This is a genomic window from Paraburkholderia sp. Cpub6, assembly GCF_014201065.1.
Classification (GTDB): Bacteria; Pseudomonadota; Gammaproteobacteria; order Burkholderiales; family Burkholderiaceae; genus Paraburkholderia; species Paraburkholderia tuberum.
Genome location: NZ_JACHDM010000013.1, coordinates 174,424 through 197,896, shown reverse-complemented (window position 1 = coordinate 197,896; position 23,473 = coordinate 174,424). Strand labels below are relative to the sequence as shown.

Sequence of the window (23,473 nt, the reverse complement as noted above, 5' to 3'; positions counted from 1 at the left end):
AAAGATGAACGGCAACACGATCGATCGAAAAGCAAGACGGCTGTGCGGTTCGGCGGCACTGCTGATCGCGGCACTTGCCGCGGGTACCTGCGTACAGGCTGCCGACGCGCCATCGCAACAGGCAAGCGCCGTCACGGCAACGCCGCGTGTTCTGGTGCTGGCCACCGGCGGCACCATCTCGGGAACCGCCGATCCCCGTTCGGCGATCGGCTACAACTCGGGCAACGTGAAGGGGCAGGAACTGGTGCGCGGCGTGCCGGGCATCGAGAAGCTCGCGAGCATCAGCGCGGAGCAGATCTCGAACGTCGGCTCGCAGGACATGAACGACAGGATCTGGTTGCAGCTTGCGCGGCGGATCGACGAGGTCTTCGCGCGGAACGAGGCCGACGCCATCGTGATTACGCACGGCACCGATACGATCGAGGAAACGGCGTTCTTCCTGAGCAACGTGCTGCGCGCCGACAAGCCGGTGGTGCTGGTCGGCTCGATGCGACCGGGCGGTTCGGCGAGCGCCGACGGTCCCGGCAATCTGTACGAAGCCGTCGAAGTGGCGGCGAGCCCGCAGTCGCGTGGCCGAGGCGTGATGGTCGTGATGAACGACCAGATTCACGCGCCGCGCTGGATCACCAAGACCAATACCACAGCGGTACAGGCGTTCGCGTCGCCGAATGCCGGCGCGATCGGTTATGTCGATCCGGCCAGCGTGCGCTTCGTGATGCCGGCGGTGCAATCGACGCGCGCTGCGCTGAGCCTGCCCGCGAGTGGGCAATTGCCGCGCGTCGATATCGTCTACGCGCATAGCAACATGGATGGCCGCCAGATCGATCATGCGATCGCCGATGGCGCGAAGGGCATCGTCGTCGCCGGCGAAGGCGATGGTGACATGTCGAAGGAAGCCCTCGCGGCGCTCGACCGCGCGGCGGCAAAAGGCATCGTGGTGGTTCGCTCGACGCGCCTGGTGTCGGGGTTCGTGAACCGCAACGTCGAGGTGGACGACGACAAGCGCGGATTCGTCGCATCGCTCGATCTGAATCCGCAGAAGGCGCGATTGCTGACGCAATTGCTGGTGGCCAACGGCGTGACCGATCCCGTCAAGGTACAGCAGGCGTTTAGCGGGACGTGGTGACGGGTTGGGGGCGCCGCCGGTCAGGGGCGCTGCCGCTTATAAAGCCGCGCGTAGTGCCTCATCGGCAACGGCAAGACGCAACGCGATGGTCTTCACGAGAAACCGATGCAACTGTTGCGCCGTCGCCGGATCCTGCTGTTCGAGTTCGAGCAGCCGGGAGATCGACAGGCGGTACACGCGCGTCGGTGCCTCGGCAATCACATCCGCGCTGCGCTGTTGCTGCGTGTACACCGCCATTTCCCCCACGACCGTGCCGGGGCCGAACGAGCGCAGACGCGCCGAGCGGCCATCGCCGAGCGGCAGCGAGATCGCGACACGTCCTTGTTCGACGAAATACAGCGCGTCGCCCGGCTCGCGATGACGAAACAGCGCCTGCCCCGAAAGCAGATCCTGCACCTCCAGACACGCGACCAAGCCGTTCAACGCGCCGGCCGTGAAATGCGGCTCGAGCATCGCCCGCAGATCGCCGCCATGCGCGATCGCGAGCGAGTTCGACGCAAGCAGTTTGTCTTCGATCCATTCGAGACCCGCATCGAGCGTATCGAATTCATGGATCTTCAGGTTGAGCGTGCCGGTCTTCACGAGCAGATCGCGCGAGCGCGGCGGCAGCGCGGTCAACACGAGGTCCACGCTTCTTGCGGCGCAGAGCTGCCTGAGTTTGACGAAGCTGATGGATACGGATGCATCCATGCCATGTGTCGCCGCAAAGTCGAGCACGACGAAGCGGACCTGCGACGGAGTCCCGGCGCCGAATCGCTCGCGAAGGCGCTGCAGAATCGAATTGGCCGTGCCGAAGAAGAGAAACCCTTGCAGGCACATTCCGCATACCTGGGGGCCGATTGCGCGCAGAGCCTGGGTGTCTTCGATGCTGCGCTCAACATTCGAGGTCCGCGCGCGCAGGTCGAACTCCATGCGTATGCAGCCGACCCGACCGTAGAGCAGCGTGAACATCACACATGCTGCAACGACGCCCACCCCTACGCCGACGATCACGCCGTACGCCGCGATAGTGCCGAGAATCACGGGCACGAGCAGATACTCATACCAGTTGAGCTTGGTCCAGGCGCCCGCCAGCCAATGCACGAGCAAGCGCAGCCCCATGAAGAGCTGAAGGCCGACCAGCACCGGCACCGGAAAGAGCGCCACGATGCCCGGCGAAGTGGCGAGCACGACCACACACGCGAGCGAGGCGAACACGCCCGCCACCCGGCTCGTCGCGCCCACCCGCGCGTTGAGCATCGAGCGATTGAACGACTGGTAGCCGACCATGCCGCCCAGCAGTCCGCTCGCGAGATTGGCGAGGCCGGCGGCGCGCATCTCGCGATTGAGGTCGACGTCCTCCCCGGTGGCCGCGCCGATCGCCGTTGAATTCATCAGGATCGTCACGGCCGACACCGAGGTCACCACCAGACTCTCGGGAAGATGCGCGCCGACCGCCGACCAGTCGATGCCGCCCCGTCCGAGCCTCGCGGCCAGGTGCAACTCCGGCAGCCCGGAAAGGTGCAGCTTGACGCGCGGCAGCAACAGACCCATGCCGCGCGCGTCGTCGATCGAAACTCCGGCAACCTGCAGCAGAACGTAGAAAAGCACGACGCCGAAGGCCAGCGTGAGCGGCAGCGCGGCAATGTGCTGCCACGTGCGCATCAATACCGTGGCCAGCACGCCGACGACCAGCGCCGGAATCCATGTGAGCCAGTGAAGGTGCGCGAGCAACGCGAGCGTGTGCCACTGCAGCGGCTGGCCCGTCAGCACGCGGAACGCCCCGGCGAGCAGCAGGTAGCCCGTGCCCGCGAGAAATCCGCCGAGCACCGGATAGGGCAGGAACTGCAAGGAGCGGCTGCGCTTCGACGAGCCGATCGCATAGAGCACGATGCCCGTCATGAGCGAACAGAGCGCGATGGCGATCAGCACAGTGAGGATCAGCGTCTGCGGTGAACCGCCGTCCGCGCGCACGCTGCTGGCTACACCCGCCGCCACGCCCGCGAGAAAGGCGGCGGCGTTGCTGTCGGGGCCGCCAATGTTGACGCGCATCGAACTCGTCAAGGCGATCACGAGCGCCGTGACGACGCAGCTCACGAGCGCGGTGGGCACGCCCAGCATCGCGTAGCGGGCAAGATCGGCGCTAAAGATCATCGTGCCGAGGCTCATCGCATAGCACAGCATGACGAGCGTCGAAACGGCGCCCGCCGCCACGTCGCCTGGCAGACCCGCCAAACGCGAGCGCAGCGGGATCTCGGAGACGGAAACGGTCTTGCCCGGCTTCACGTGGATTCCCGGTCGAATGCAAGGGCGCCGTGAGGCGCGCCAGCCAGTATCCTGCGCGGCTCGAACGGCTGTCAAACGCGATGCAGCGTGCTTATCGGACACCTACACTGATTATTCATCGGCCCCGTACCTGGCGAACTCCACGCAAAGGCCATGCAGCTCCGGAGCCGTTCACACTGGCGGCCGGCACGCGCGCGATTCGTCTTAGCTTTTGCCCGCGGGGCCACGCATCGGAGGCGGGGCGACGAACATGGATATCGAGAAATGGCTGCGGGACCTCGGGCTCGAGCAGTACGCCCAAGCGTTCGCGGCAAACGACATCGACATGTCGCTGCTCGGGCAGCTGACCGACGTGGACCTGAAAGAGCTGGGGGTACAGTCGCTCGGCCACCGTAAGCGCATTCTGGCCGCGGCGGCAGGCGCCCTAACGGCAGCCGCGCAGCTACCGCCCCAGACCTCCGCCGACAACGAGGTGCCCGCGGACGAGCGCAGGCAGGTCACGATTCTGTTCGCCGATCTCTGCGGCTACACGATGCTGTCGCGCTCGCTCGATCCCGAAGACTTGCGCGCGCTGATCGGACGCTACACGGCGCTGGTCGACGGGATCGTGCTCGCCTATGGCGGCACGATCGACAAGCACATCGGCGACGCGGTGATGGCGCTGTTCGGCGCGCCCCGCTCGCACGAGACGGACACGCTGCGTGCCGCCCGTGCCGCTCTCGACATTCACGACGGCCTGGCGCGGCTGGCCGCGCAGACCGGGCGGCCGTTGCAGGCGCATATCGGCATTGCGAGCGGCGAGGTCATCGCGGGCGCGCTGGGCCGCGCCGACGCGCAGGACTACACCGTGCATGGCGATCCGGTGAACCTGGCCGCTCGGCTCGTGGCAGCCGCGGCCGCCGGCGAAACCTGGATATCCGACGACGCGGCGCGCACGCTCGGCGACGCCGCCAGTTGCGAAGCAATCGGCGAGCGGCGCTTCAAGGGCATCGACACGCCGGTGCGGGCATGGCGGCTCGTCGCGCTTGGCAGCGAGCCCGTCAGGACGAGCCGCAGCCGCTTCGTCGGACGCGAAGCCGAGCTCGAACAGTTTCACGGCATCCTTCATGCGTGCATGGCAAGGCGAGCAGGGCATGTCGTTCATGTGCGAGGCGAAGCCGGGATCGGCAAGACGCGGCTCGTCGACGAGATGCGCCGCCATGCGCAGGCACGGGGCTTCACGCTCCATCGAAGCCTCGTGCTCGATTTCGGCGTCGGCAAGGGCCAGGATCCGGTGGGAACCATCATTGGAAGCCTGCTCGGCTTACCGGCCGGTGCATCGAGTGAAGCGCGGCAGGCCGCCGCCGCGCAGGTCGCGACCCAAGGTATCGTCAAGGCCGAGCAGATCGTGTTTCTGCACGACTTCCTCGATCTCCCGCAGGCCGCCGAATGGCAAACCATCTACGAGGCCATGGACCACGGCGCGCGCAAGCGCGGCAAGCAGGCGCTCGCCGTGAGGCTGACCGAGGACGCTTGCGCCCATGCGGCGACGCTCATCGTCGTCGAAGACCTGCATTGGGCCGATTCCGAAGTCATCGGCTACCTGTCGGCGTTCGCGTCAGGCATTGCCAACGGCACGGGCCTGCTGGTCACGACTTCGCGCGTGGAAGGCGATCCGATCGATGCAGGCTGGCGCGCACGTTGCCGCGACACCCCGTTCGCCACGATCGATCTCGGACCGCTTCGCAAGGACGAGGCCCTGAGCCTGGCGGGCAATTTCATCGATGCGACCCAGCGCGTCGCGCTCGCCTGCATCGAGCGCGCGGGCGGCAACCCGTTGTTTCTCGAACAACTGCTGCGCAACGCTGAAGAAGGCAGCGGCGGCAACGTGCCCGCGTCGATCCGCAGTCTCGTGCTCGCGCGGATGGACCGGCTCGCGCCCCGTGACCGCCTGGCGTTCCAGGCGGCCGCCGTGATCGGCCAGCGTTTCGACCTCGCGCTGCTGCGAGAGCTCGTGGACGATCCTGGCTACGTCTGCGACGGCCTGCTCGTCAATGCACTCGTGCTGCCGGAAGGCGAGGACTTCCTGTTCGCCCACGCATTGATCCAGGAGAGCGCTTACTCAACGTTGTTGCGCGCGCGCCGCCGTGAACTTCATCTGCGCGCGGCCGAATGGTTCGCACAGAGCGATGTCACGCTGCACGCCCAGCATCTCGACCGCGCCGAAGACGAGCACGCGCCGCACGCCTACCTGGGCGCGGCGGCCGCACAGCGTGCCGCCCATCGTTTCGAAGCCGCGTTGCGGCTGGCCGAGCGCGGCATCGAAATCGCGCAGTCGGACGCGGACCGCCATGCACTGAGCTGCTGCAAGGGCGAACTTCAGCGCGACCTCGGCGACATCGCAGGATCGATCGTGACGTACCGCACCGCACTCGCCGCCGCCACCGACGACGCCGCCCGATGCGACTGTCAGCTCGGGCTCGCGGAAGGTCTGCGTGTCAGCGAGGGTCTCGACGAAGCACTCGGCTTACTCGCGCAAGCGCAAAAGATCGCGGAGCGAGACAACCGGCTGGCGGAGCTTGCAAGCCTCCATCATCTGCGCGGCAACATTCTCTTTCCGCTCGGCAAGATCGACGCCTGCAGCGCCGAGCATGAGCGCGGTCTTGGCTACGCGCGGCGCCTCGGTCTGCCCGAGGCAGAGGCTCGCGCGCTCGGCGGCCTGGCGGATGCGGCGTATGCGCAGGGGCGCATGCGGACCGCGTTCCATCATTTCAGCGAATGCGTAGCGATGAGCCGCGAACACGGGTTCGGCCGCATCGAGGTTGCCAATCTGTCGATGCAGGGCTTCAGCCGCATTTATCTGAACGACGCAGGTCAGGCTCGCGAGGACGCAAGCGCCGCCGCCCGCGCCGCCGAGTTGATCGGGCAGCCTCGCGCGCAATTGCTGGGGGAGACGCTGGGGGTGTTCGCCTGCCAGGAACTGGGCGATGCGCAGGCGGCCAGCAAGCATCTGGTGCAGGAAATGCGAGTGATCCGGCAATTGGGTGCGCGCCGCTTCGAAGCGCAGAATCTGGAGATGCAGGGTCGCCTGTTACTGGACGAAGGATGCCGTAGTGAAGCAGTGGTGGCGCTGCGCGAAGCACTCGCCATCTCACGCGAGGTAGGGACTCAGTTTTCCGGGCCAAAGGCCTTGAGCGCACTGAGCCGCGCGGTTGACGATAACGGCGAGCGTACGCGGCTACTGGCTGAAGGCGAGGCGCTGTTGCGCCTCGGCGCGGTCGGCCACAATCACCTGTGGTTTTACCGCGACGCCGTCGAAGCGATGCTGGGGGCGGGCGATCCTGCTGGCATGCTGCACTACGTGGACGCACTCGAGGCCTATACACAGCGCGAACCGTTGCCGTGGTCCGAGCTTTTCGCGGCGCGTGGCCGTGCGCTTGCACTCGCGCTTCGGGCGCCGCTCAGCGAAGCCACGCGACATGAACTGCTGCGACTGCGAGAGGCGCTGCAGCAGGCCGGCTTTCGCAATTACGTAAGCGCGGTCGAAGCGGCCCTTGCGGCTTGAGGCACGCGCGTAGCCGATCCTCAGCGTGGCGCGGAATCGTCGTCGGGCGGGTCCTTGTGGACGACCTCCATGTCGATGGTGCGGGCGTCGTCGCCATACGCGACCGTCTGCCGGCGCAACGCGCGCATCTTCCACCACAGATACCCGACGACGATCGTGCCGACCGCGAACAGCACGGCGAACAGCACGATCGACAGCATCGCGGCCACCACGAACAAGATCGCGCTCAGGGCGATGGTCAGCAACCGGCCGAACCAGCCGGGGCCGCCGATCCGGATCCCTTTCTCATATGTCACCCGCCGCGGCGGGGGTCTGTCGTTTTGCATCGCTCGTCTCCCGGCCGCCGTCCGGCGGATGATGCGGGTAAGTCCTCATGCGTGGTCATTATGCAGGATGCGAACCGCTAACGTCGCCGGCGCGGCTCAGCGTATAGTCGACTGACGGCGTTAAGAAGCCCACGCGTTGACTCGTTTAACTTCGGTAGTAAGTTGCCGCTCGCCAATGCTGACAGGCGTGGTGTTTAGCGTGCAGGCCTTCTCTGTCTCCCCGGTTGCACACTGCCAAGGCACGTTATGAAATCCGCCGGTTTTCAGTTACCTCGGTTGCCCGCGTGATCATGCGACGCCTGCATCTGCTCGAAATCGAAGACCAGCCGTGGTGCCCACGGGCGATCCGTGACGGCGGCACGGACTGGCTGCATTTCCTGGCGAATACTCTCAAGGGCTTCAACGTCATCGCGGGTAAGCTGCGCGAAGCGATGCGGCGGGTCGGCAACGACCGGATCGTCGATCTATGTTCGGGCGGGGGCGGCCCGTGGCAGACGCTTGCACCGTTGCTCGCGCAGTCCGGACGCGTGACGGTGCAGCTGACCGACTTCTATCCCAATCGCGCCGCGTACGAGCGCGTATCCGCCGGGGCAGCCGGCCGCGTCACCTATGTGAGCGAACCGGTGGACGCGATGGACGTGCCATCGGGATTCGACGGCGTGCGCACGATGTTCAACGCTTTCCACCATTTTCGGCCGGACGATGCGCGGGCGATCCTCGCCGACGCGGTGATGAAGCGCCGCGCGATCGTCATCGTCGAGGGTGCCGACCACCGGCTGCTCGGTGTCGTGTTCATCCTGGCGATGCCGCTGATGATGCTCGCGCTGACTCCGCTGATCCGGCCGTTTCGCTGGTCGCGACTAGCGCTCACCTATGCGCTGCCGGCTATCCCGCTGCTGTGTCTGTTCGACGGCATCGTGTCGATGCTGCGCATCTACAACCCCGACGAATTGCGTGAGATGGTGGCGAGTATCCCGGACCAGCAGAGCTTCGAATGGGACATCGGCACACTGCCGGTGCAGGGCTCGCCGATCGGTCTGACTTACCTTGTGGGCGTTCCGCGCGGACGCGCCGGCTGAACGCAAGCGGGCGCCGCCGGCAGCGGCGGGCCGATCATTTGCCGGCCAGATGGTCAGGTGTCTGGCTGCTGCCCGCCGGCAGCTCGCCCATCGCCTGAAACAGCGTCGCCGTATCGGCCAGGCGCCGGCCGATCAGGCGGATTTCTTCGAGCCTCGCTGCTTCGTACTGCTGCTCGCCGCCGCGGGCGGATGCAGCGGGCAGCGCGCCGAGCCGGTGACGTGACGTGGCATCGTCGAACGCCTCGCGTGCCTCACGGGCAGCGCCGCTCGCGGCGTCGAGCGCCTGCGCGTCGTGTTCGAGCGACGCAAGCGTGTCCGCGACGTTTTCGAACGCCGCCAGCACGGTCTGCTTGTACTCGAACACGGCGGCCTCGTAGGTGTCGATTGCCGCGCGCCGCTGTGCGACGAGCGCGCCGCCATGAAAAAGCGCTTGCGACATCGTCGCGGCGATGCTCCAGATCGCGCCTGCGCCCGACAGCGCGAGCGGCCAGTTGAAGCCGCCTTGTCCCATCGAGGCGTTCAGCGTCAGGCTCGGAAACAGCTGTGCCGTCGCGACGCCGACGTCGTCTGCCGCGGCTTTCAGCGCCGACTCGGCGGCCGCGATATCGGGCCGCGCGCGCAACAGGTCCGATGGCAGCACGACGGGCAGGTCATGCGGCAAGTGCAGGCTCGCCAGCTCGGGCTCGGGCGGCGCCGCGTCGGGCGTGCGGCCGAGCAGCACCGCAAGCGCATGTCTCGTCACCGTCAGCCGTTGCCGCAGATCGGCCACGCTGACCTCGAGCGCGGCGATGCTTTGCCGCGCAGTCGACACGTCGCCGCGCGTCAGCGATCCGAGTTCGTAATGCCGTTCGGTATCGTGAGCCTGATCGCCCGCAAGCGCGATCAATCGCTCGGTCGCGTCGATCTCGGCGCGCAACATCGCCGCCGCGATCGTCGCCGTGACGATGTTGGTGGCCAGTGCGCGGCGCGCGGCTTCGCGTTGATACGCGTCGATCTCGACACGCGCTGATCGGGCCGCGTTGGCTTTACGCACCGCGCCGAACAGGTCGAACGTATATTGCGCCTGGACTACGCCGATGAACTCGTTGTAAAGCAGCGTGTTCGGGCCGCCGGGGACCGGAATGCCAAGATCGCGCCCGCGCGAGGCCTGCCCCACCAGATCGACCGACGGCAGCAGCGAGGCGCCGATCTGCGCCCGCAGTTGTTCGTGCGCGGCGGCCAGGCGCTTGTCGGCGGCAGCGAGCGTCGGGCTGTTGCGCAAACCTTCTTCGACGAGGTCATTCAACGCTGTCGATTCGAACAGCCGCCACCATTGCGGCACAGGCTGCGCGCCGGTGGTGAAATGCTGCGCGACACCGAGCGCGGCGACCGTTTGCGCGGGCTGAGGCTCGACGCCGTAATGGGCGGGAGAGGGCATCGCGGGCGGCTCGCCGCTCGGACCGAACGAGCATGCGCCAAGCGCGATCGTCGCGGCCGCGCCGAACGCCGCGCGCCAACCATGGATCGCCGCTGCCCGCGTTCGACCCGGCGCGCCGGCGAAATGCGGCGCGCTCGCGAGCGCCGGCCCGTCGACGGGGTTGCAGTCTGTGCCCACGATCAGCTCCACGTATATTCGATTGTCGGGGTCGCGGTTCGCACACCGCGTTCGAAGTGCCGCACCTTGAACGCGGTCGCGTACAGCGCGGGAACGAAGAGCAGCGTCAACACCGTGGCGCCCGTGATGCCGCCCATCAGTGCGGTCGCCATCGGTCCGAAGAAGGCCGAATGCAGCAGCGGGATCAGCGCGAGCACGGCCGCCGCGGCGGTCAGCATGATCGGGCGGAAGCGCCGGACCGTGGCACCGACGATCGCGTCGAAGCGCCCCTGGCCCGCGGCGATATTGCGTTCGATCTGATCGACCAGAATCACCGAGTTGCGCATGATGATGCCGGACATCGCAATGACGCCGAGCATCGCCACGAAGCCGAACGGCTTGCCGAACAGCAGCAGTGCGGCGACCACGCCGATGAGCCCGAGCGGCGCGGTGAGCACGACCATCAGCACGCGCGCGAAGCTGCGCAGTTGAATCATCAGCAGCGTCAACACCACGACGAGCATCAGCGGAAGCTGCGCGATCACCGACGCCTGCGCCTTGCCGCTGATCTCGCCCGCGCCGCCGGTCTCGATCCGGTAGCCGATCGGCAGCGACGCGCGTAGCGGCGCGAGCGTCCGATCGATCGCCTGGGTCACGTCGATATCCAACGCGTTGCCGCGCACGTCGGCCTGGACCGTGATCGTCGGTTGACGGTCGCGGTCCCAGATCACCGCGTATTCGAGCTCGTTGTTGAGGTGGGCGAGCGCGCCGAGCGGCACCGGGCCGTTCGGCGTCGGCATCGCGAGGTTCACGATCTCGTCGGGGTCGACCCGCTCGCGCTGGGGCGCGCGCAGATCGACACTGATCAGGCGGTCGCGGACCCGGTACTGCGTGAACGTATAGCCCGACAGCGTCATTGCGAGGAAGCTCGCCACGTCTTCCGACGTGACGCCGAGCTCGCGCGCCTTCTGCTGGTCGATCTCGAAGCGCACCGAGCGTTCGCCGGGTTCGTCCCAGTCGAAATGGACGCCCGTTGTGCGGGCATCGGCTTTCATCGTCGCCGCGACCTTTTCCGCGATCTCCCGCACGGTGGCGAGGTCGCTTCCGCTGACGCGAAACTGCACCGGATAGCCGACCGAGGGGCCCGTCTGGAGCGGCGAAACGCGCGCGCGCACGGCGGGAAAGCTGTTTTGCAGCGTGCTCGCGAGCCAGCGTTCGAGCTTTGCGCGGTCGTCGACGGACTTCGCGGTGATCACGAGCTGCGCGAAGTTGGGCTGGGGCAACTGCACGTCGAGCGGCAGATAGAAGCGGGGGGCGCCCGCGCCGACGAAGTCGACCAGATGATCGATCTCGGGCCGGCCGGCCAGCGTCTTTTCGAGGCGCGCGGCTTCGCGCAGCGTCGCTTCGAACGACGCGCCTTCGGGCAGCCGCATGTCGACGAGCAGTTCGGGCCGCTCGGAGCTCGGGAAGAACTGTTGCGGCACGAGCGCGAAGCCGGCCAACGCGGCAACGAACAAGGCGGCCGTGACGCCGAGCACGACGAGGCGCCGCTTCACGCACCACGCGATGCAGTCGCGCAGGCGGTCATGAAAGCGGGTGGCGCGCGGCGGCGCCGCCGGGGTCCGGCGCGTCTGCGCATCGTCGCGCCGGCGGAGCTTGCGAAGCGCGCGCCGAGGCGTCTCGCGTGCGGTCGTGCCCTTGCGTTCGGGTAGCAGGTGATAGCCGAGCAACGGAATCAGCATGACCGCCGCGAACCACGAAGCGATCAGCGCAATCGCGGACACCTGAAAGATCGAGCGCGTGTATTCGCCGGTGGCCGATTTCGCCAGCGCGATCGGCAGGAATCCCGCCACCGTGACGAGGGTTCCCGTCAGCATCGGAAATGCGGTACTGCTGTAGGCGAACGCCGCGGCCCTCGCGCGGCCCCAGCCCTGCTCGAGCTTCACGGCCATCATCTCGACCGCGATGATCGCATCGTCGACGAGCAGGCCCAGCGCGAGGACCAGCGTGCCGAGCGAGATCTTGTGCAGGCCGATGTCGAAGCCGTTCATGCATAGCGCGGTGACCGCGAGCACGACCGGGATCGAGATCGCCACCACCACGCCGGCGCGCCAGCCCAGTGAGATGAGGCTCACGGCCAGCACGATCACGATGGCTTCGGCGGCGGCCCGCAGAAAACCGTTGACCGAATGCGAGACCGCGTGCGGCATGCTCGACACCTCGACGAGTTCGAGCCCCGCGGGCAGACGCGCACGCAATCCCGCTGTCTGCGCATCGAGCCGCTTGCCGAGCTGAATCACATCGCCGCCAGCCTGCATCGTGATGCCGATGGCGAGCACCGCGCGGCCGCCGGTGCGAACCTGCGAGACCGGCGGATCGTCGTAGCCGCGCCTGATCGTGGCAATGTCACCGAGACGAACCAGGCGGTGATTGATGTCGATCAGCGTGTCGGCCATCGCCTTCAGGTCGGTGAACTGGCCGCTTGGACGCACGTACACGCGGTCGAACGCGGTGGTCAGCGTGCCGCTCGGCGTGACCGCGTTTTGCGCATTGATCGCCCGCGCGAGCTGTTGCGGCGTGATACTGAGCCGCGTCAATTGCGCGTTGGGAATCTCGATCGTGATGTGCTCGTCGGGGTCGCCGAAATAATCGACTTTCGCAACCCCGGGCACGCGCAGCAGCACGCCGCGCAGTTCGTCGGCATAGTCGTGCAATTGCGCCGGCGAGAACCCGTCGCCGGCGAGCGTATAGATGTTCGTGTAGACGTCGCCGAACTCGTCGTCGAAGTACGGCCCCCGCACGCCGGGCGGAAGCGTATCCGCGATGTCGGCCATTTTCTTGCGTACCTGGTACCACGTCTCGCGCACTTCGTTCACCGGCGCGGAGTCTTTCATCGTAAAGACGATCAGCGATTCGCCGGGACGCGAGTAGCTGCGCAGATAGTCGAGATGAGGCGTTTCCTGCAGCTTGCGGCCGATCCGGTCGGTCACCTGTTCCTCGACCTGGCGTGCGGTCGCGCCGGGCCAGAAGGTCCGGATCACCATCGCGCGGAACGTGAACGGCGGGTCCTCGGATTGTCCGAGCCGGGCATAGGCGAGCCCGCCGAACAGCGTCGCGAGCACGACGGCGAAGATGACCAGCGCCTGGTTACGGATCGCCCACGCGGACAGGTTGAAGCGGCCGGTATCGTCCGCTGCCGGCCGCCGCGGTCCGCCCGTTCCACCGGGTCCACCGGGTCCGCCCGCTCCGTCGGGCCCCTGGCCGATCGGCGCTCTCATGATGCGAAGTCCTCGGGATGCAACGGCGCTACCGCGCGCACGGTTTCGCCGGCGCTAACGGTATGCACCCCTTGCAGCACGACGCGCTCGCCGTCGTTGAGGCCTCGCGCGACCGAGATCGTGCGGTCGTCGTAGCGGCCGACCTGGACCCGGCGCAGTTCCAGCGCCTGGTCGCCCGGCCGAACGACCCAGACGGCCGGCGCGTTGCCGTCGTGAAAGAGCGCGCTGGCGGGCAGCGTGATCGGGTCGTTCGCCTGCGCCTCGCCGGCCGCGGCGAACGTGACGGTGGCGGTCATGCCGAGGCGGACCTCGGGGCCTGGCGCATCGAGCGTCAGTTTCGCGCGATAGGTGCGGCTGCCGGGGTCCGCGGCCGGCGACAGCTCCCGCACGTGTGCCGTGAAGCGTCTGCCCGTGGCGGCCGGCAGCGAGACGCTGGCCGCGCTGCCGATCGCCAGCGCGTTCAGCAGACTCTCGGGCACGTCGCAGAGAATATCGACCTCGCCGGACCAGGCGAGATGGTAGACCGCTTGTCCCGCCGCGACGTTCTGCCCGGTATCGGCGTCTTCGGCGGTGATGACGCCGGCATGGTCCGCCGTGAGGACCGTGTACTGCGTCTGATTCTGCAGCAGCGCGAACTGTTGTAGCGCCTGATCGCGCTGCGCGGCGGCCGCCACATACGCATCCTGGGTCTGCTCGAGCTGCGCTGTCGAGATCAGCTGTTCCTGCGCCTGCGCCCGGTCGCGATCGAGTTGCTGCTCGGCGAAGGTGAGCCGATGCTGCGCCGCCATCAATTGGGCCTGCGCGCTCGCGAGGCTGCGTTGCGCGTCGTCGGCATCGAGCCGCGCGATCGCCTGGCCGGCCGTGACCGTATCGCCGAGCCGCACCTTCCGCTCGATCAGCTTGCCCGCGATGCGAAACGACAGCGGCGTCGCATAGCGTGCATTGACTTCGCCCGGCAGCGTCGCGAGCACGGGCTTGCTGTCCCGATGCACGACCACGGCGATGACCGGGCGCGGCAGCGTCACCTCGGCTTCTTTCGCGTGACAGGCGGCGAGCGTGAGCGCGCCCGACAGCGTCAGCATGATCTCGCGCCAGCGCTTGCTCACGAGTGTTCCTCCAGCTCGCCGGCTTCGAACTGTGCCTTGGTCCGGCGGCGCTGCACCTTGCCGCTCGAGGTCCGCGGCAAGCTGCCCGCCTGCACGATCGCAACGTGACCGACCTGCAGGCCCGCGCATTCGGCGACCTTCTGCGCGATCGCACGCCGCAGCGCCGTGGCCTCCGCCGGCTTGCCCTCGGCACAGACGACCAGTGTCTCGTCGCCGTCGCGCATCACGCTGAACGCGATGACACCGCGGCTTTGCACGCTCGGCAACTCGGCCACCGCCCATTCGATGTCTTGCGGATAGAGGTTCGAGCCGTGAATGACGATCAGGTCCTTGCTGCGGCCGCAGATATAGAGCTGGTCGCCGGCGAGGTAGCCGAGATCGCCGGTCTGCAGCCAGCCGTCGCGGTACGCATCGGCGCTCGCGTCGGCCTGGCCGTAATAGCCCACGGTGATGCTGGGCCCGCGCGTGACGATTTCGCCGACGCAGCGTTCGGGCAACGCTCGCCCGGATTCGTCGACGATCCGCAACTCGTGGCCGGGAAAGCAATGGCCGCAGCCGACCAGTTCGATCGTGCGTAAGCCGTTATCACGCGCAGCCGGTATCGCTCGACCAAGCCCCAGCGCGGCCGCATAGACGACGTCGGTGACGAGCGGCTGGCCGTGGTCGTGAAACGTGATCGCGAGTGTTGCTTCGGCCATCCCGTAGCACGGCAGCAGCGCTTCCGCACGAAAACCGGCCGGCTCGAAGCGTGCGCAGAACTGGCGCAGCGCTTGCGCGTGGATCGGCTCGGCACCGCAGCCGGCGACGCGCAGCCGCCGCAGATCGAGGCCTTCGAGGTCCTGGTCGCGGCTACGGCGAGCGGCGAGCGCGTACGCGAAGTTCGGCGCGAAGCTGATGGTGCCGCGGTATTTCGTGATCGCCTCCATCCAGAGGCCGGGCCGGCGCACGAACGCTTCGGTTGCCAGCAGCACGCACGGCAAGTCGCAGATCAGCGCGCCGAGCACGCTGATGAGCCCCATGTCGTGGTGCAGCGGCAGCCAGCTGACATAGACGTCCTGCTCGCGCAGATCGATGCCGCGGGGTCCGAGGAACGCTGTCGCATTCGCGACCAGATTGCGATGCGTGACCATCACGCCTTTCGGCAGCGACGTGCTTCCCGACGTGTATTGCAGGAAGCACAGGTCATCGGGATGCAGCGTGGGCAAATCGCACGCGGGCGGCTCGCCGTCGAGCAGCGCTTCAATGGTCACGATACGTTCGAGGCCGGTGTCGACGGCGAGCACGTCCTCGATGGTCTCTCTTGTCGAGTTCGACGTGAGCAGCATCCGCGCGCCTGCCGAGCGCACGATGTGACTGACGGTTTCGGCGTAACGTGTGCGGGTCCGGAAGTTCAGGCTTCCGCGCGGAAATATCGGTACCGGGACGAGACCGGCGAACGAGGCGCCGAGGAAGCTCAGGATGAACGCTTCCGGGTCGAGGATCACGAGCGCGACGCGCTCGCCCTTGTTCAGCCCCAGTGCCACGAGCTTTTTCGCGTGGTTGCGCGCCTCGCGTTCGAGCGCCTCGTAAGGATAGTAGTGCTCGTCGCCGTGCGTGGAGACGAAGCGAAGGCCTCGAGCGTCGCCGCGCGGCAGCGCTGCAACGGCATCGACTAGCGTCTGGTTCATGGTGACGGGTCCCGGTCAGGTAATCGAGATTCAGTGATCGAGCGAAGCAGCGGGCGTCCAGTCGCGGATCGGCTGCAGACGGCGACGCAGCAGCGCGATCACCTCGTCGTCGCTGCGCACCGGCGCGCCCGGCAAGCGCACGAAATGCGTGGCGAGCTTGCGGTGCTGGCGCGTGACGAGCAGCAGCCAGATCTGCGCGATGTCGATGCGATCGAACACGACCGCGTCCTCGCGACCGTACTTCTCGAGGTTCGCCGCGAATTCCTTCGTGAGCTCGCTGAAGTGCGTGCCTTTGCGGACGTGGTGGTAGATGTGATAACCGGCGTTGAAGACGCGCGCATTGAAACGCGAGTCGATCGTATTGGTGCTGCTCGTGTACGGGTTGTCAGGCTGATCGGGGTCGATGAACGCGTGCTGGACCCAGTTGCCGATCATCATCATCAGCCGCACGAACACGAACGGAAACACGAACACGACCAGCGTCGCCCGCAGGTTCCAGTACGCGGCGGCGGCAACCGCCGCGTAGAACGCGACCTCACCCACGAGTAGTTGCCTGATCAGCTTCGTATTGCGCGAGCGCCACAGATAGACGGACAGATCGAGCGGCACCAGCGCGGCGAAGCGCAGGTAGTAGTGCAGAAAGCCGATGACGCTATCGCGCTGAAACCGCATCGTGGAGCTCAGGTCGCGTGGCAGGTTGTCGTCGATGTGATGCATGCCCATGTGATGGACATAGAACGTGCCCGGCGTCTGACCGAAGAACGGACACAGCACCCAGTCGAGCAGGATCTCGAGCGCCCGGTACTGCTTCCTGAAGAGCCGCCGATGCAGCGTGCAGTGGTAGCTCATCGTGAAACGGTCGCCGAACGCGTTCCAGACCAGCACGTATGCAACGCCCAGCCACCAGGGAAAGCGGCCGAGCCCAAACAGCACGGCTGCGGCGGGAATGAATATCAGCGCGCACTGGAGGTAGAGCCGCAGATGCGGCAGGTCGCGACGATCGTTGAGCAGGCGGTACATGGCGGTTTCCTTCAGGGGCGGTTTCAGTGGTCAGCGGGCGGTCAATTCATGTCAGGTCGGCTCGGGCAGTTCGATCACGCCGCTATGGCCATCGACCTTGAGCTGCATGCCCGACTGCACGCGCGTGGTGAGGCCCGGAATCTGGACGACGGTCGGGATGCCGATTTCGCGGGCGACGATCGCGGCGTGGGTCAACGGACTGCCACGCTCGATCAGCAGCCCGGTCGCCGACGCGAATACGGGCACCCAGCCGGGGTCGGTCCGATAGGTGACGAGGATGCCGCCGTCGAACTCGTTCGCTTCGCGCACCACCTTCGCCCGTCCTTCGGCGAAGCCCGGCGAGCAGGGCGTGCCGCGCAGCGTCGCGCCGGCCGCGTGGGCAGGCGCCGCGCGCAACGCGGCGAGGTTCGCCGGGTTGCTGAGCCAGGCCGCCACCGGGCCATGCGTGACGAAGCGTGGCGGCAGGTCAGCCATGTCGCGATAGCTGGCATCGTCGCGCTTGCGCTGCTCGATGAGCGGGCGCAGTTCGCGGTGGGAGACGGTGCCTTCGAAGCACCCGCGAATTTCCTCGAGGCGCAGATGGAAGATGTCGCGGCCCGTCGCCAGCACGCCGTCGGCGGCGAGACCCTCGCCGATTGCGCGGAACATCCGGCGCGCGACCCCGAACGCGCGCGAACGGCAAAAGCGCACGGTCTCGCGCGCCCGGATCGCGGCGCGCACGCGGCCGCGCGCGCGTGCAAAAATCCAGCGCTGCAGCGGATTGAGCCGCTCACGCAACAACGCGTCGATGTGCGCTTCGGTGGCGCTGCGATCGATCGACGCGGCACCATGCGCGAGCGCGGCCTTCAACATATCGAACAGCACGCCCGGGTCTTCGCGCAGATCGGGCTCTTCGAGCTTCAGTTCGTTGTTGCTGCGGTACGCGAAGTCGGCGAGGTAGCGCTCGATGTCGGCGACGATCTCGGGCGCGCCGCATCCGCGCAGCGCCGCATACGCAACGGCAGACGGCGTGTTGCGGATCAGCGCTTCGACCTGAGGCTTCGCCCGCACGGCTTGCGCAATCGCGCTCAGCCTGCGGACCGGCTCGATCGACTCGATGTCGTCCATGCCGCCGATCACCGCCACTTCGAGCCAGTCGGGCGCACCGGGCATCCACCGCTTGATCAGCCGCCGGACGACGCCGTAACTGAGCCCGATCGCCGACTCGAGCACGATCATCATGCCCCAGCGTGCTAGCAGCGCCTGCTCGAAGCGGCAGTAGTGCGCATAGACGGCGTCGGCGGGAAGCGAGCGATAGTCGAGCGCGTTGAACTCGTCGTAGACCGGATAGAAAAACGCGCGGAAGCGCTCGACGTTGCGCGCGAGACGCGCGAAGTGCCACGCGAACTTCGTGCTGCTCAAGGCCCGGATGCAGGCGAGTCCGGCGCGCGAGCCGGTCTTGTACGGCGCGATCAGCGCGGCGAAGCTCGCCAGATCGAGCGGCTCGTCGACGCCCATCTGGACTTCCATCATCTTGCGCCCGAGGTTTTGGAACGGCGCGAGCCCGGAAAGCTTGTACCAGTGCAGCAGGTTGTAGTACACGCGCCCGTTCAGGAACGCGAGCGTCGAGCCGAGGAAGCCATCCATCTCGCGCCGCTGCTTGTGCGGAATCGCGAGCAGCCGGCAGAACTCGCGGAACACCTGCGCATAGACGTGCTGCGCGAAGGTGAAGGTCAGTTGCGTCGTCACGCCGGGATAGTTCTCGACGATGTTGGAGTTGTCCCACAGCTGAAATTCGCCGCTCCGCGAGGGGGCCGGTGCGATCGGCGTGGTCACGGGGCGCGCCTGCAGAATCCACAGCTGGTGCTCCGCGATACACCATTCGATATCGAGCGGCTCGCCGAGCTCGCTTTCGAGCGTGCGGGCCGCCGCCACGACGCGCTCGATCTCGTCGTTAGAGAGGGCCGCTGCGTTGCGCAGCGCGGCCGGCACCTCACGGATGTGGCGGCCGTCATGACGCTCGTGTTTTTCACCGATCACCACCTGCCTGGGCTGTCCGGTGTGGCGGTCCACGGTGATCGTGTCGGCGTCGACCGCGCCCGACACGAGTCCCTCGCCGAGCCCGTAGACGGCGCTCAGCACGAGCTCGTCGCGGTTGCCGTTGGCCGGGTTGATCGTGAACACGACGCCGCTCGTGTCCGCCTGAACGAGGCGCTGCAGGATCACGGCCATACCGGCGCCGGCGATATCGAGTCCGTGCTGATGCCGGTAGCGCAGCGAGCGCTCGGAATACGCGGAAGCCCAGCACCGGCGTACGTGTTCGAGCGTCGAGTCGAGCCCGCGGACGTCGAGGAACGTGTCGAACTGGCCTGCGAACGAGAAGCTCGCGCTGTCTTCTTCGATGCCGGACGAGCGCACCGCGAGGGGTCGGTCTCCAATGATGTCGCGCGCGCGTGCGATGTCGGCGCGCAACGCGGCGCTGATGTCGCACGTCAGCACGGCCTCGCGGATCGCGCTCGCGATCGCGGCGGCGTTCGCAGGCGTGAAGTCGCGCAATAGCGCGGCGATGGTCTGATCGAGGCCGCCGTCGCGGCGGAACTCCGCGAAGCAGTCGGTGCCGAGAATCGCCCAGTGCGGCACCGCCACGCCGAGGTTCGCAAGCCGATGGAGCGATCGTCCCTTGTTGCCGGCGAGCCGCTCGATCGTTTCGGCCGGACTCGCCGCGGTCAGGATCAGGCGTGGCGATGCTGTTGGGGCGGCGCAGCTTTCGGCCGATTCGAATTCGCCGCGTGCGCGCGTAATGGTGTCGAAAGTCATTGAGGTCCCCGTTGCTCAGGTGCTCGACGAAGCGAGCAGGTCTCTTGCTTCCTCGGCGGTACCGCGCCCGCCGTGAGCGGTCTGCGGGAAGCGCGCATGGAGATGCGCGCCGAGGTTGATCCAGTCGTAGGCGGCGTGGATCGTTCCGCGCCAGCCCGACGCCGTATCGAAGCTCGCCGGAAACTGCGGGTCGCCGCCGAGGGTGCGCAGACGCTGCGCGAGTTCATCGGCGAGCGCGACGTAGCGCTGTGCATCGCGAGCCGATCCGATCGAACACTGTTCGAGTTCGCGGATGCCGTCGATCAGCGCCGCATCGAGCGGTAGCAGCCGGATCGCGTCGAGCGTCGCTTCTTCCATCGTCGACTGCGGCGTCACGCCATGCGCGCCGAGCGTGACCATGCAGGCGGTCTGCATCATCCGTTGCAGCGCGTACTCGAGCACCTTCCATTGGCCGCGCTGGAGTGCGCCCTGGGCGTCCTCGCGCGCGTTCTCGAGACCGATGTTGGCCCAGATCATCTCGAGACCCGCTTCGGCGAAGCGCCCGGCGGGCATCGGCAGCAACTGGGCACCGCTCGCGCGGCCGCCCGGGAGGCGCGCGCCGTCGATCGAAATCAACGGCGCGCGCGACACCGGCGTCGACGTCGCCTGCTGACGTGCGTGGATTTCTCCGCTGCCCTTCCAGCGCAGGCTGACGAGACCCAGCCGGCTGAAGTCCGCGATCAGCGCGCGCTGCCGGCTCGCCGCTTGCGCGTCGCCACGGCTGGCGATGGCCGTGCATGGCGTGTCGAAGGTGATCGCTCGCCAGGCCTGGGTCGCTTCGTCGTCGAGCGCAAAGACGTCGCTACCTCGCAGCACGTGGACCCGTTCGCCGATCTGCCAGGTCGTCGTGTCCTTGCCGGGGCCAATCAGCACGTTGTCGGCCATGAGGCTTACACCGTCGACGCCGAACTCGCGGATCAGCGCGACCCCCGCCGCGAGGAACCCGCTTTCGGCGCCATGCTCGCGCGGCGCGTGCAGCAGGCTCCACAGACGGCCGACGCGGCCGGCGTCGACGGCCGCGCGTTCGAGTTGCAGCGACAGCCATTTCGGGCTCATGTAGCACTCGCCGAGGCGCGCCACGTGACTCTTCGCCGCATGAAACGCGGCGGTCCTGATCCAGGCGCGTGCGTAGTCGGGCTCGCCGAGCGCGAACATCGCCACCGCATAACGGCCGGTCTGACGCGCGAAATCCTCGAACCACAGCGCCACCGCCTCGCAGAGCGCCTCGCGGCCAAGCTCGGCTTGCAGCGTCTCGATCAACGCCGGGTTGTCGATCGGCAGCGCGCCGATAAAGCGCTGGCACCGTTCGAGCAGGTTCCACGACAGACGCGCGACCGCGCGCCGGCCTTTGCCAAGCGCTGCGCGAACCTGCGCGAGTTCGCGGCGCAGCCGCGCCGGACTCAGCAACCTGACCTCGACGCGGCGGCCGTCGATGAACAGGATGTACGGCATCGTGGCTGGCTCTAGCCCGCTGTCGACGATCGCGACGAAGTCGACGTCGGAGCGCTCGTTGCCGAAGCCTTCGGCGATCGAGCCTTCGAGAAACACGGCGCTCGGTCCCCGCTGTTCGAACTGGGCGCCGAGCGCGGCCCGCGCTTTTTGCCAGAGCTCGGCGAGCATCGGATCAGTCATCAACATGGTTAGGCTCCCTGAGCGTCAAGCCGTGCGCGGCACGAAGTAGCCCGCCGCGATCCCGTAACGAAAGATCCTGCGCAGCAGCGTTTTGCCCGTCGCGCGAGGCAGGGCCGGCAGGATCGCGGCGGTCGCGTCGCGTGCAAAGCGCACCTGGCGCGTCAGGTACGACTCGTACAGTTTCACGACCTCGTCGTAGTAACGCCGCTCGAGCGGTTTCATCGCGGCGGCGTCGAAGACATGCCGCGGCACATAGCGAGGCACGTGAAACGAGGGAAACTCCGCGCAGACGTCATTGATTTCGCGCAGCGTCGTCGGCGTGCCCGAGGTCAGATGCAGCGTGCGTCCGCGCACGAGCGGAAACTTCGCCAGCGCTTCGACGACGCAGTCCGCGACCCAGTCGATCGGCACGATGTTCAGCGTCGCGCCGTAGTCGCCCGGCATCGTGCGCACGAGTCCCGCGGCCGTCAGGCGCACGACGGTGTACAGCGTGTCGAACTTGCGGATCACGCCGCTCGCCGAGTCGCCGACGATGATCGACGGGCGCAGCACCGCCGCCGGCAGACCGCTGCGCATCGCCGCTCGCACCGACTGTTCCGCGCGGTACTTGCTCTGCTCATACGGGTTGCCCAGACGCTGACCGAGTTCGAGATCGTCCTCGCTGAACACGCCGGGGCGCTCGCCGCAGACATAGGCGGTGCTCACGTAGAGCAGCGGAATCGGCGCGTCGCCGCTACCTTGCGCGAACTCGACGATGCGCTCGGTGCCGCGAAAGTTGATCGCGTCGTAGACCTCGGGCTTGCGCCCGAAGCTGGTTAGCGCGGCACAGTGGACGATCGCGCCGGTTGCCGCGCGCAGTGCCTCGTACGTGTGCGGATCGAGCCCAAGCCGCGACTCGGCGACGTCGCCCCGCACACATGCGAAGGTTCCGGCAGCGGGTGTGTGGCCGCCGTACGGTGTTGCCGCGAGCGGTGTGCCGTCGTTGCGGACAACCGGTCCATCGGAGCGCAAGAATGCGACGACCGGGTACCCGATTGCCGTCAGCCGGGCGATCACTTCGGCGCCCAACAGACCTCGCGCACCGGTGACGAGAACGTGCTTATCCATCGTGGGTGACCATTTAGGGTTGCGTGTCATTTGAGGAGAAGCCCGGCCAGCAGTCCAAGCTCGACGGCGACGATGAAGCGGGTGCCAGCCCAGCGTGGCCGGCCCTGCCTGCTCGCGGGGCCCGGCCAGCTCGCGTTGAGCCAGACGAGCCACACGAGCGGCAGCGTTGCGGCATAGATCGCGTACGTTTGCGACAGGCTTGCCAGGCGCGAAAGCGACACGTTGATGCCGAGCGCCAGAATCAGCAGGGCATTCAGCGCGACCCGAATGGCGCGCGCCGACAGGAGATAGGGCTGCAGTGCGGTGGTGCCGACCTTGCGCGAGAACTTCCAGAACTCGTAGCCGGTCCACATCGAACCCGCTACGCACACCACGACGTAGAAGCTCAGTTCGCGCCCAGCAACGTCGCGCCACAAGAAAAAGCCGTACATGAAGATGGCGAAGGGCGCGCCCTCGAAAACGGGTAGGCACGGCAGCGGGTGGGTCGGGAGCAGCCGCTTGAAGACGAACGGCGCAGCGAAGGCCAGTGCGGTGGCGGCAGCGGCGGCCGTCCTCGCGTGCCCCATGCCGGTGTTCAGCGCAACGAGCAGCATCGCGCTTGTCGCGAGGCTGGCGACGAGGCGTGTGCGTCGCGCCTCGCGTCGCGCCAACAGCGCGTGCCCGGCGGGATAGTCGCGTTCGAGGTCGTCGAGGTCGTCGATCAGGCGAAGCTGGACGAACAGCAAAAAAAACGACGCAAGACCGGCCAGCAAGCGCCAGCCCGGTTCAATGGCGACGCCGGCTATCCGTCCGTATAGCAGCAGCGAGCAGACGAACGCGCCGGCGATCGGCACCGCCTCGGCCGCCAGAGGCAAGCGGCCGAGCGTGTTGCCGAAAGCGGCTGCCGCGGCGGCAAGCCGGCCACGTCTCGCATGC

The 23,473-nt window shown here is 67.3% G+C and carries 14 protein-coding genes; 3 read left to right on the top strand and 11 right to left on the bottom strand.

Features of this window, described 5'->3' with window-relative positions; all coding sequences use genetic code 11:
* Positions 1-4: 4 nt before the first annotated feature.
* Positions 5-1,126 carry an asparaginase gene (locus tag HDG33_RS22145; protein ID WP_184033330.1) on the top strand — a complete coding sequence of 374 codons (1,122 nt, stop codon included), beginning with the start codon at positions 5-7 and terminating at the stop codon, positions 1,124-1,126.
* 36 nt (positions 1,127-1,162) lie between these two features.
* Here the strand turns inward: HDG33_RS22145 and HDG33_RS22140 are convergent, their stop codons facing one another.
* A complete protein-coding gene (locus tag HDG33_RS22140) occupies positions 1,163-3,391 on the bottom strand; it encodes an SLC26A/SulP transporter family protein (protein ID WP_184033328.1) in 2,229 nt (742 codons plus the stop codon).
* Positions 3,392-3,641: 250 nt separating this feature from the next.
* Here HDG33_RS22140 and HDG33_RS22135 point away from each other — a divergent pair, with 250 nt between their 5' ends.
* A complete protein-coding gene (locus tag HDG33_RS22135; RefSeq protein ID WP_184033326.1) occupies positions 3,642-6,935 on the top strand; it encodes an adenylate/guanylate cyclase domain-containing protein in 3,294 nt (1,097 codons plus the stop codon).
* Positions 6,936-6,955: 20 nt separating this feature from the next.
* Here HDG33_RS22135 and HDG33_RS22130 read toward each other — a convergent pair whose 3' ends face one another.
* On the bottom strand, positions 6,956-7,261 hold the full coding sequence (locus HDG33_RS22130) for a hypothetical protein (protein ID WP_184033324.1): 306 nt from the start codon (positions 7,259-7,261) through the stop codon (positions 6,956-6,958).
* 290 nt (positions 7,262-7,551) lie between these two features.
* Here HDG33_RS22130 and HDG33_RS22125 point away from each other — a divergent pair, with 290 nt between their 5' ends.
* Positions 7,552-8,340 carry a class I SAM-dependent methyltransferase gene (locus HDG33_RS22125; RefSeq protein WP_260330555.1) on the top strand — a complete coding sequence of 263 codons (789 nt, stop codon included), beginning with the start codon at positions 7,552-7,554 and terminating at the stop codon, positions 8,338-8,340.
* Between the two features lie 34 nt (positions 8,341-8,374).
* On the opposite strand, the gene HDG33_RS22120 is transcribed toward HDG33_RS22125, so the two are convergent.
* The 9 genes from HDG33_RS22120 to HDG33_RS22080 are packed head-to-tail and all read right to left on the bottom strand — an operon-like array spanning position 8,375 to position 23,412.
* On the bottom strand, positions 8,375-9,934 hold the full coding sequence (locus HDG33_RS22120; RefSeq protein ID WP_311548371.1) for an efflux transporter outer membrane subunit: 1,560 nt from the start codon (positions 9,932-9,934) through the stop codon (positions 8,375-8,377).
* A 2-nt stretch (positions 9,935-9,936) separates the two neighbouring features.
* A complete protein-coding gene (locus HDG33_RS22115) occupies positions 9,937-13,191 on the bottom strand; it encodes an efflux RND transporter permease subunit (protein WP_260330554.1) in 3,255 nt (1,084 codons plus the stop codon).
* Positions 13,188-14,273: an efflux RND transporter periplasmic adaptor subunit gene (locus HDG33_RS22110; RefSeq protein WP_184033363.1), complete on the bottom strand. Its 1,086-nt coding sequence runs from the start codon at positions 14,271-14,273 to the stop codon at positions 13,188-13,190. Before HDG33_RS22110 ends, HDG33_RS22115 begins: the two co-directional genes overlap by 4 nt.
* 20 nt (positions 14,274-14,293) lie before the next feature.
* Entirely contained in the window at positions 14,294-15,964 is a 1,671-nt protein-coding gene (locus HDG33_RS22105; protein WP_184033320.1) for a fatty acyl-AMP ligase, read from the bottom strand.
* Positions 15,965-15,994: 30 nt separating this feature from the next.
* On the bottom strand, positions 15,995-16,984 hold the full coding sequence (locus HDG33_RS22100; protein ID WP_184033318.1) for a fatty acid desaturase: 990 nt from the start codon (positions 16,982-16,984) through the stop codon (positions 15,995-15,997).
* 51 nt (positions 16,985-17,035) lie between these two features.
* Positions 17,036-19,780, bottom strand: a complete 2,745-nt coding sequence (locus tag HDG33_RS22095) for a phosphoenolpyruvate synthase (protein ID WP_184033316.1) — start codon at positions 19,778-19,780, stop codon at positions 17,036-17,038.
* A gap of 15 nt (positions 19,781-19,795) precedes the next feature.
* The gene (locus HDG33_RS22090; RefSeq protein ID WP_184033314.1) at positions 19,796-21,457 is read right to left on the bottom strand and encodes a nucleotidyltransferase domain-containing protein; all 1,662 of its coding nucleotides are present in this window, start codon (positions 21,455-21,457) and stop codon (positions 19,796-19,798) included.
* An 18-nt stretch (positions 21,458-21,475) separates the two neighbouring features.
* Positions 21,476-22,558, bottom strand: a complete 1,083-nt coding sequence (locus tag HDG33_RS22085) for an SDR family oxidoreductase (protein ID WP_184033312.1) — start codon at positions 22,556-22,558, stop codon at positions 21,476-21,478.
* 26 nt (positions 22,559-22,584) lie between these two features.
* Entirely contained in the window at positions 22,585-23,412 is an 828-nt protein-coding gene (locus HDG33_RS22080; RefSeq protein ID WP_260330553.1) for a hypothetical protein, read from the bottom strand.
* Positions 23,413-23,473: the final 61 nt, after the last annotated feature.

Excerpts from the sequence above, each read along its gene's own strand:
- HDG33_RS22145 (WP_184033330.1), top strand. The coding sequence starts at position 5 with ATGAACGGCAACACGATCGATCGAAAAGCAAGACGGCTGTGCGGTTCG.
- HDG33_RS22135 (WP_184033326.1), top strand. The coding sequence starts at position 3,642 with ATGGATATCGAGAAATGGCTGCGGGACCTCGGGCTCGAGCAGTACGCC.
- HDG33_RS22130 (WP_184033324.1), bottom strand. The coding sequence starts at position 7,261 with ATGCAAAACGACAGACCCCCGCCGCGGCGGGTGACATATGAGAAAGGG.
- HDG33_RS22125 (WP_260330555.1), top strand. The coding sequence starts at position 7,552 with ATGCGACGCCTGCATCTGCTCGAAATCGAAGACCAGCCGTGGTGCCCA.
- HDG33_RS22115 (WP_260330554.1), bottom strand. The coding sequence starts at position 13,191 with ATGAGAGCGCCGATCGGCCAGGGGCCCGACGGAGCGGGCGGACCCGGT.
- HDG33_RS22110 (WP_184033363.1), bottom strand. The coding sequence starts at position 14,273 with ATGCTGACGCTGTCGGGCGCGCTCACGCTCGCCGCCTGTCACGCGAAA.
- HDG33_RS22105 (WP_184033320.1), bottom strand. The coding sequence starts at position 15,964 with ATGAACCAGACGCTAGTCGATGCCGTTGCAGCGCTGCCGCGCGGCGAC.
- HDG33_RS22100 (WP_184033318.1), bottom strand. The coding sequence starts at position 16,984 with ATGTACCGCCTGCTCAACGATCGTCGCGACCTGCCGCATCTGCGGCTC.
- HDG33_RS22095 (WP_184033316.1), bottom strand. The coding sequence starts at position 19,780 with ATGACTTTCGACACCATTACGCGCGCACGCGGCGAATTCGAATCGGCC.
- HDG33_RS22090 (WP_184033314.1), bottom strand. The coding sequence starts at position 21,457 with ATGTTGATGACTGATCCGATGCTCGCCGAGCTCTGGCAAAAAGCGCGG.
- HDG33_RS22085 (WP_184033312.1), bottom strand. The coding sequence starts at position 22,558 with ATGGATAAGCACGTTCTCGTCACCGGTGCGCGAGGTCTGTTGGGCGCC.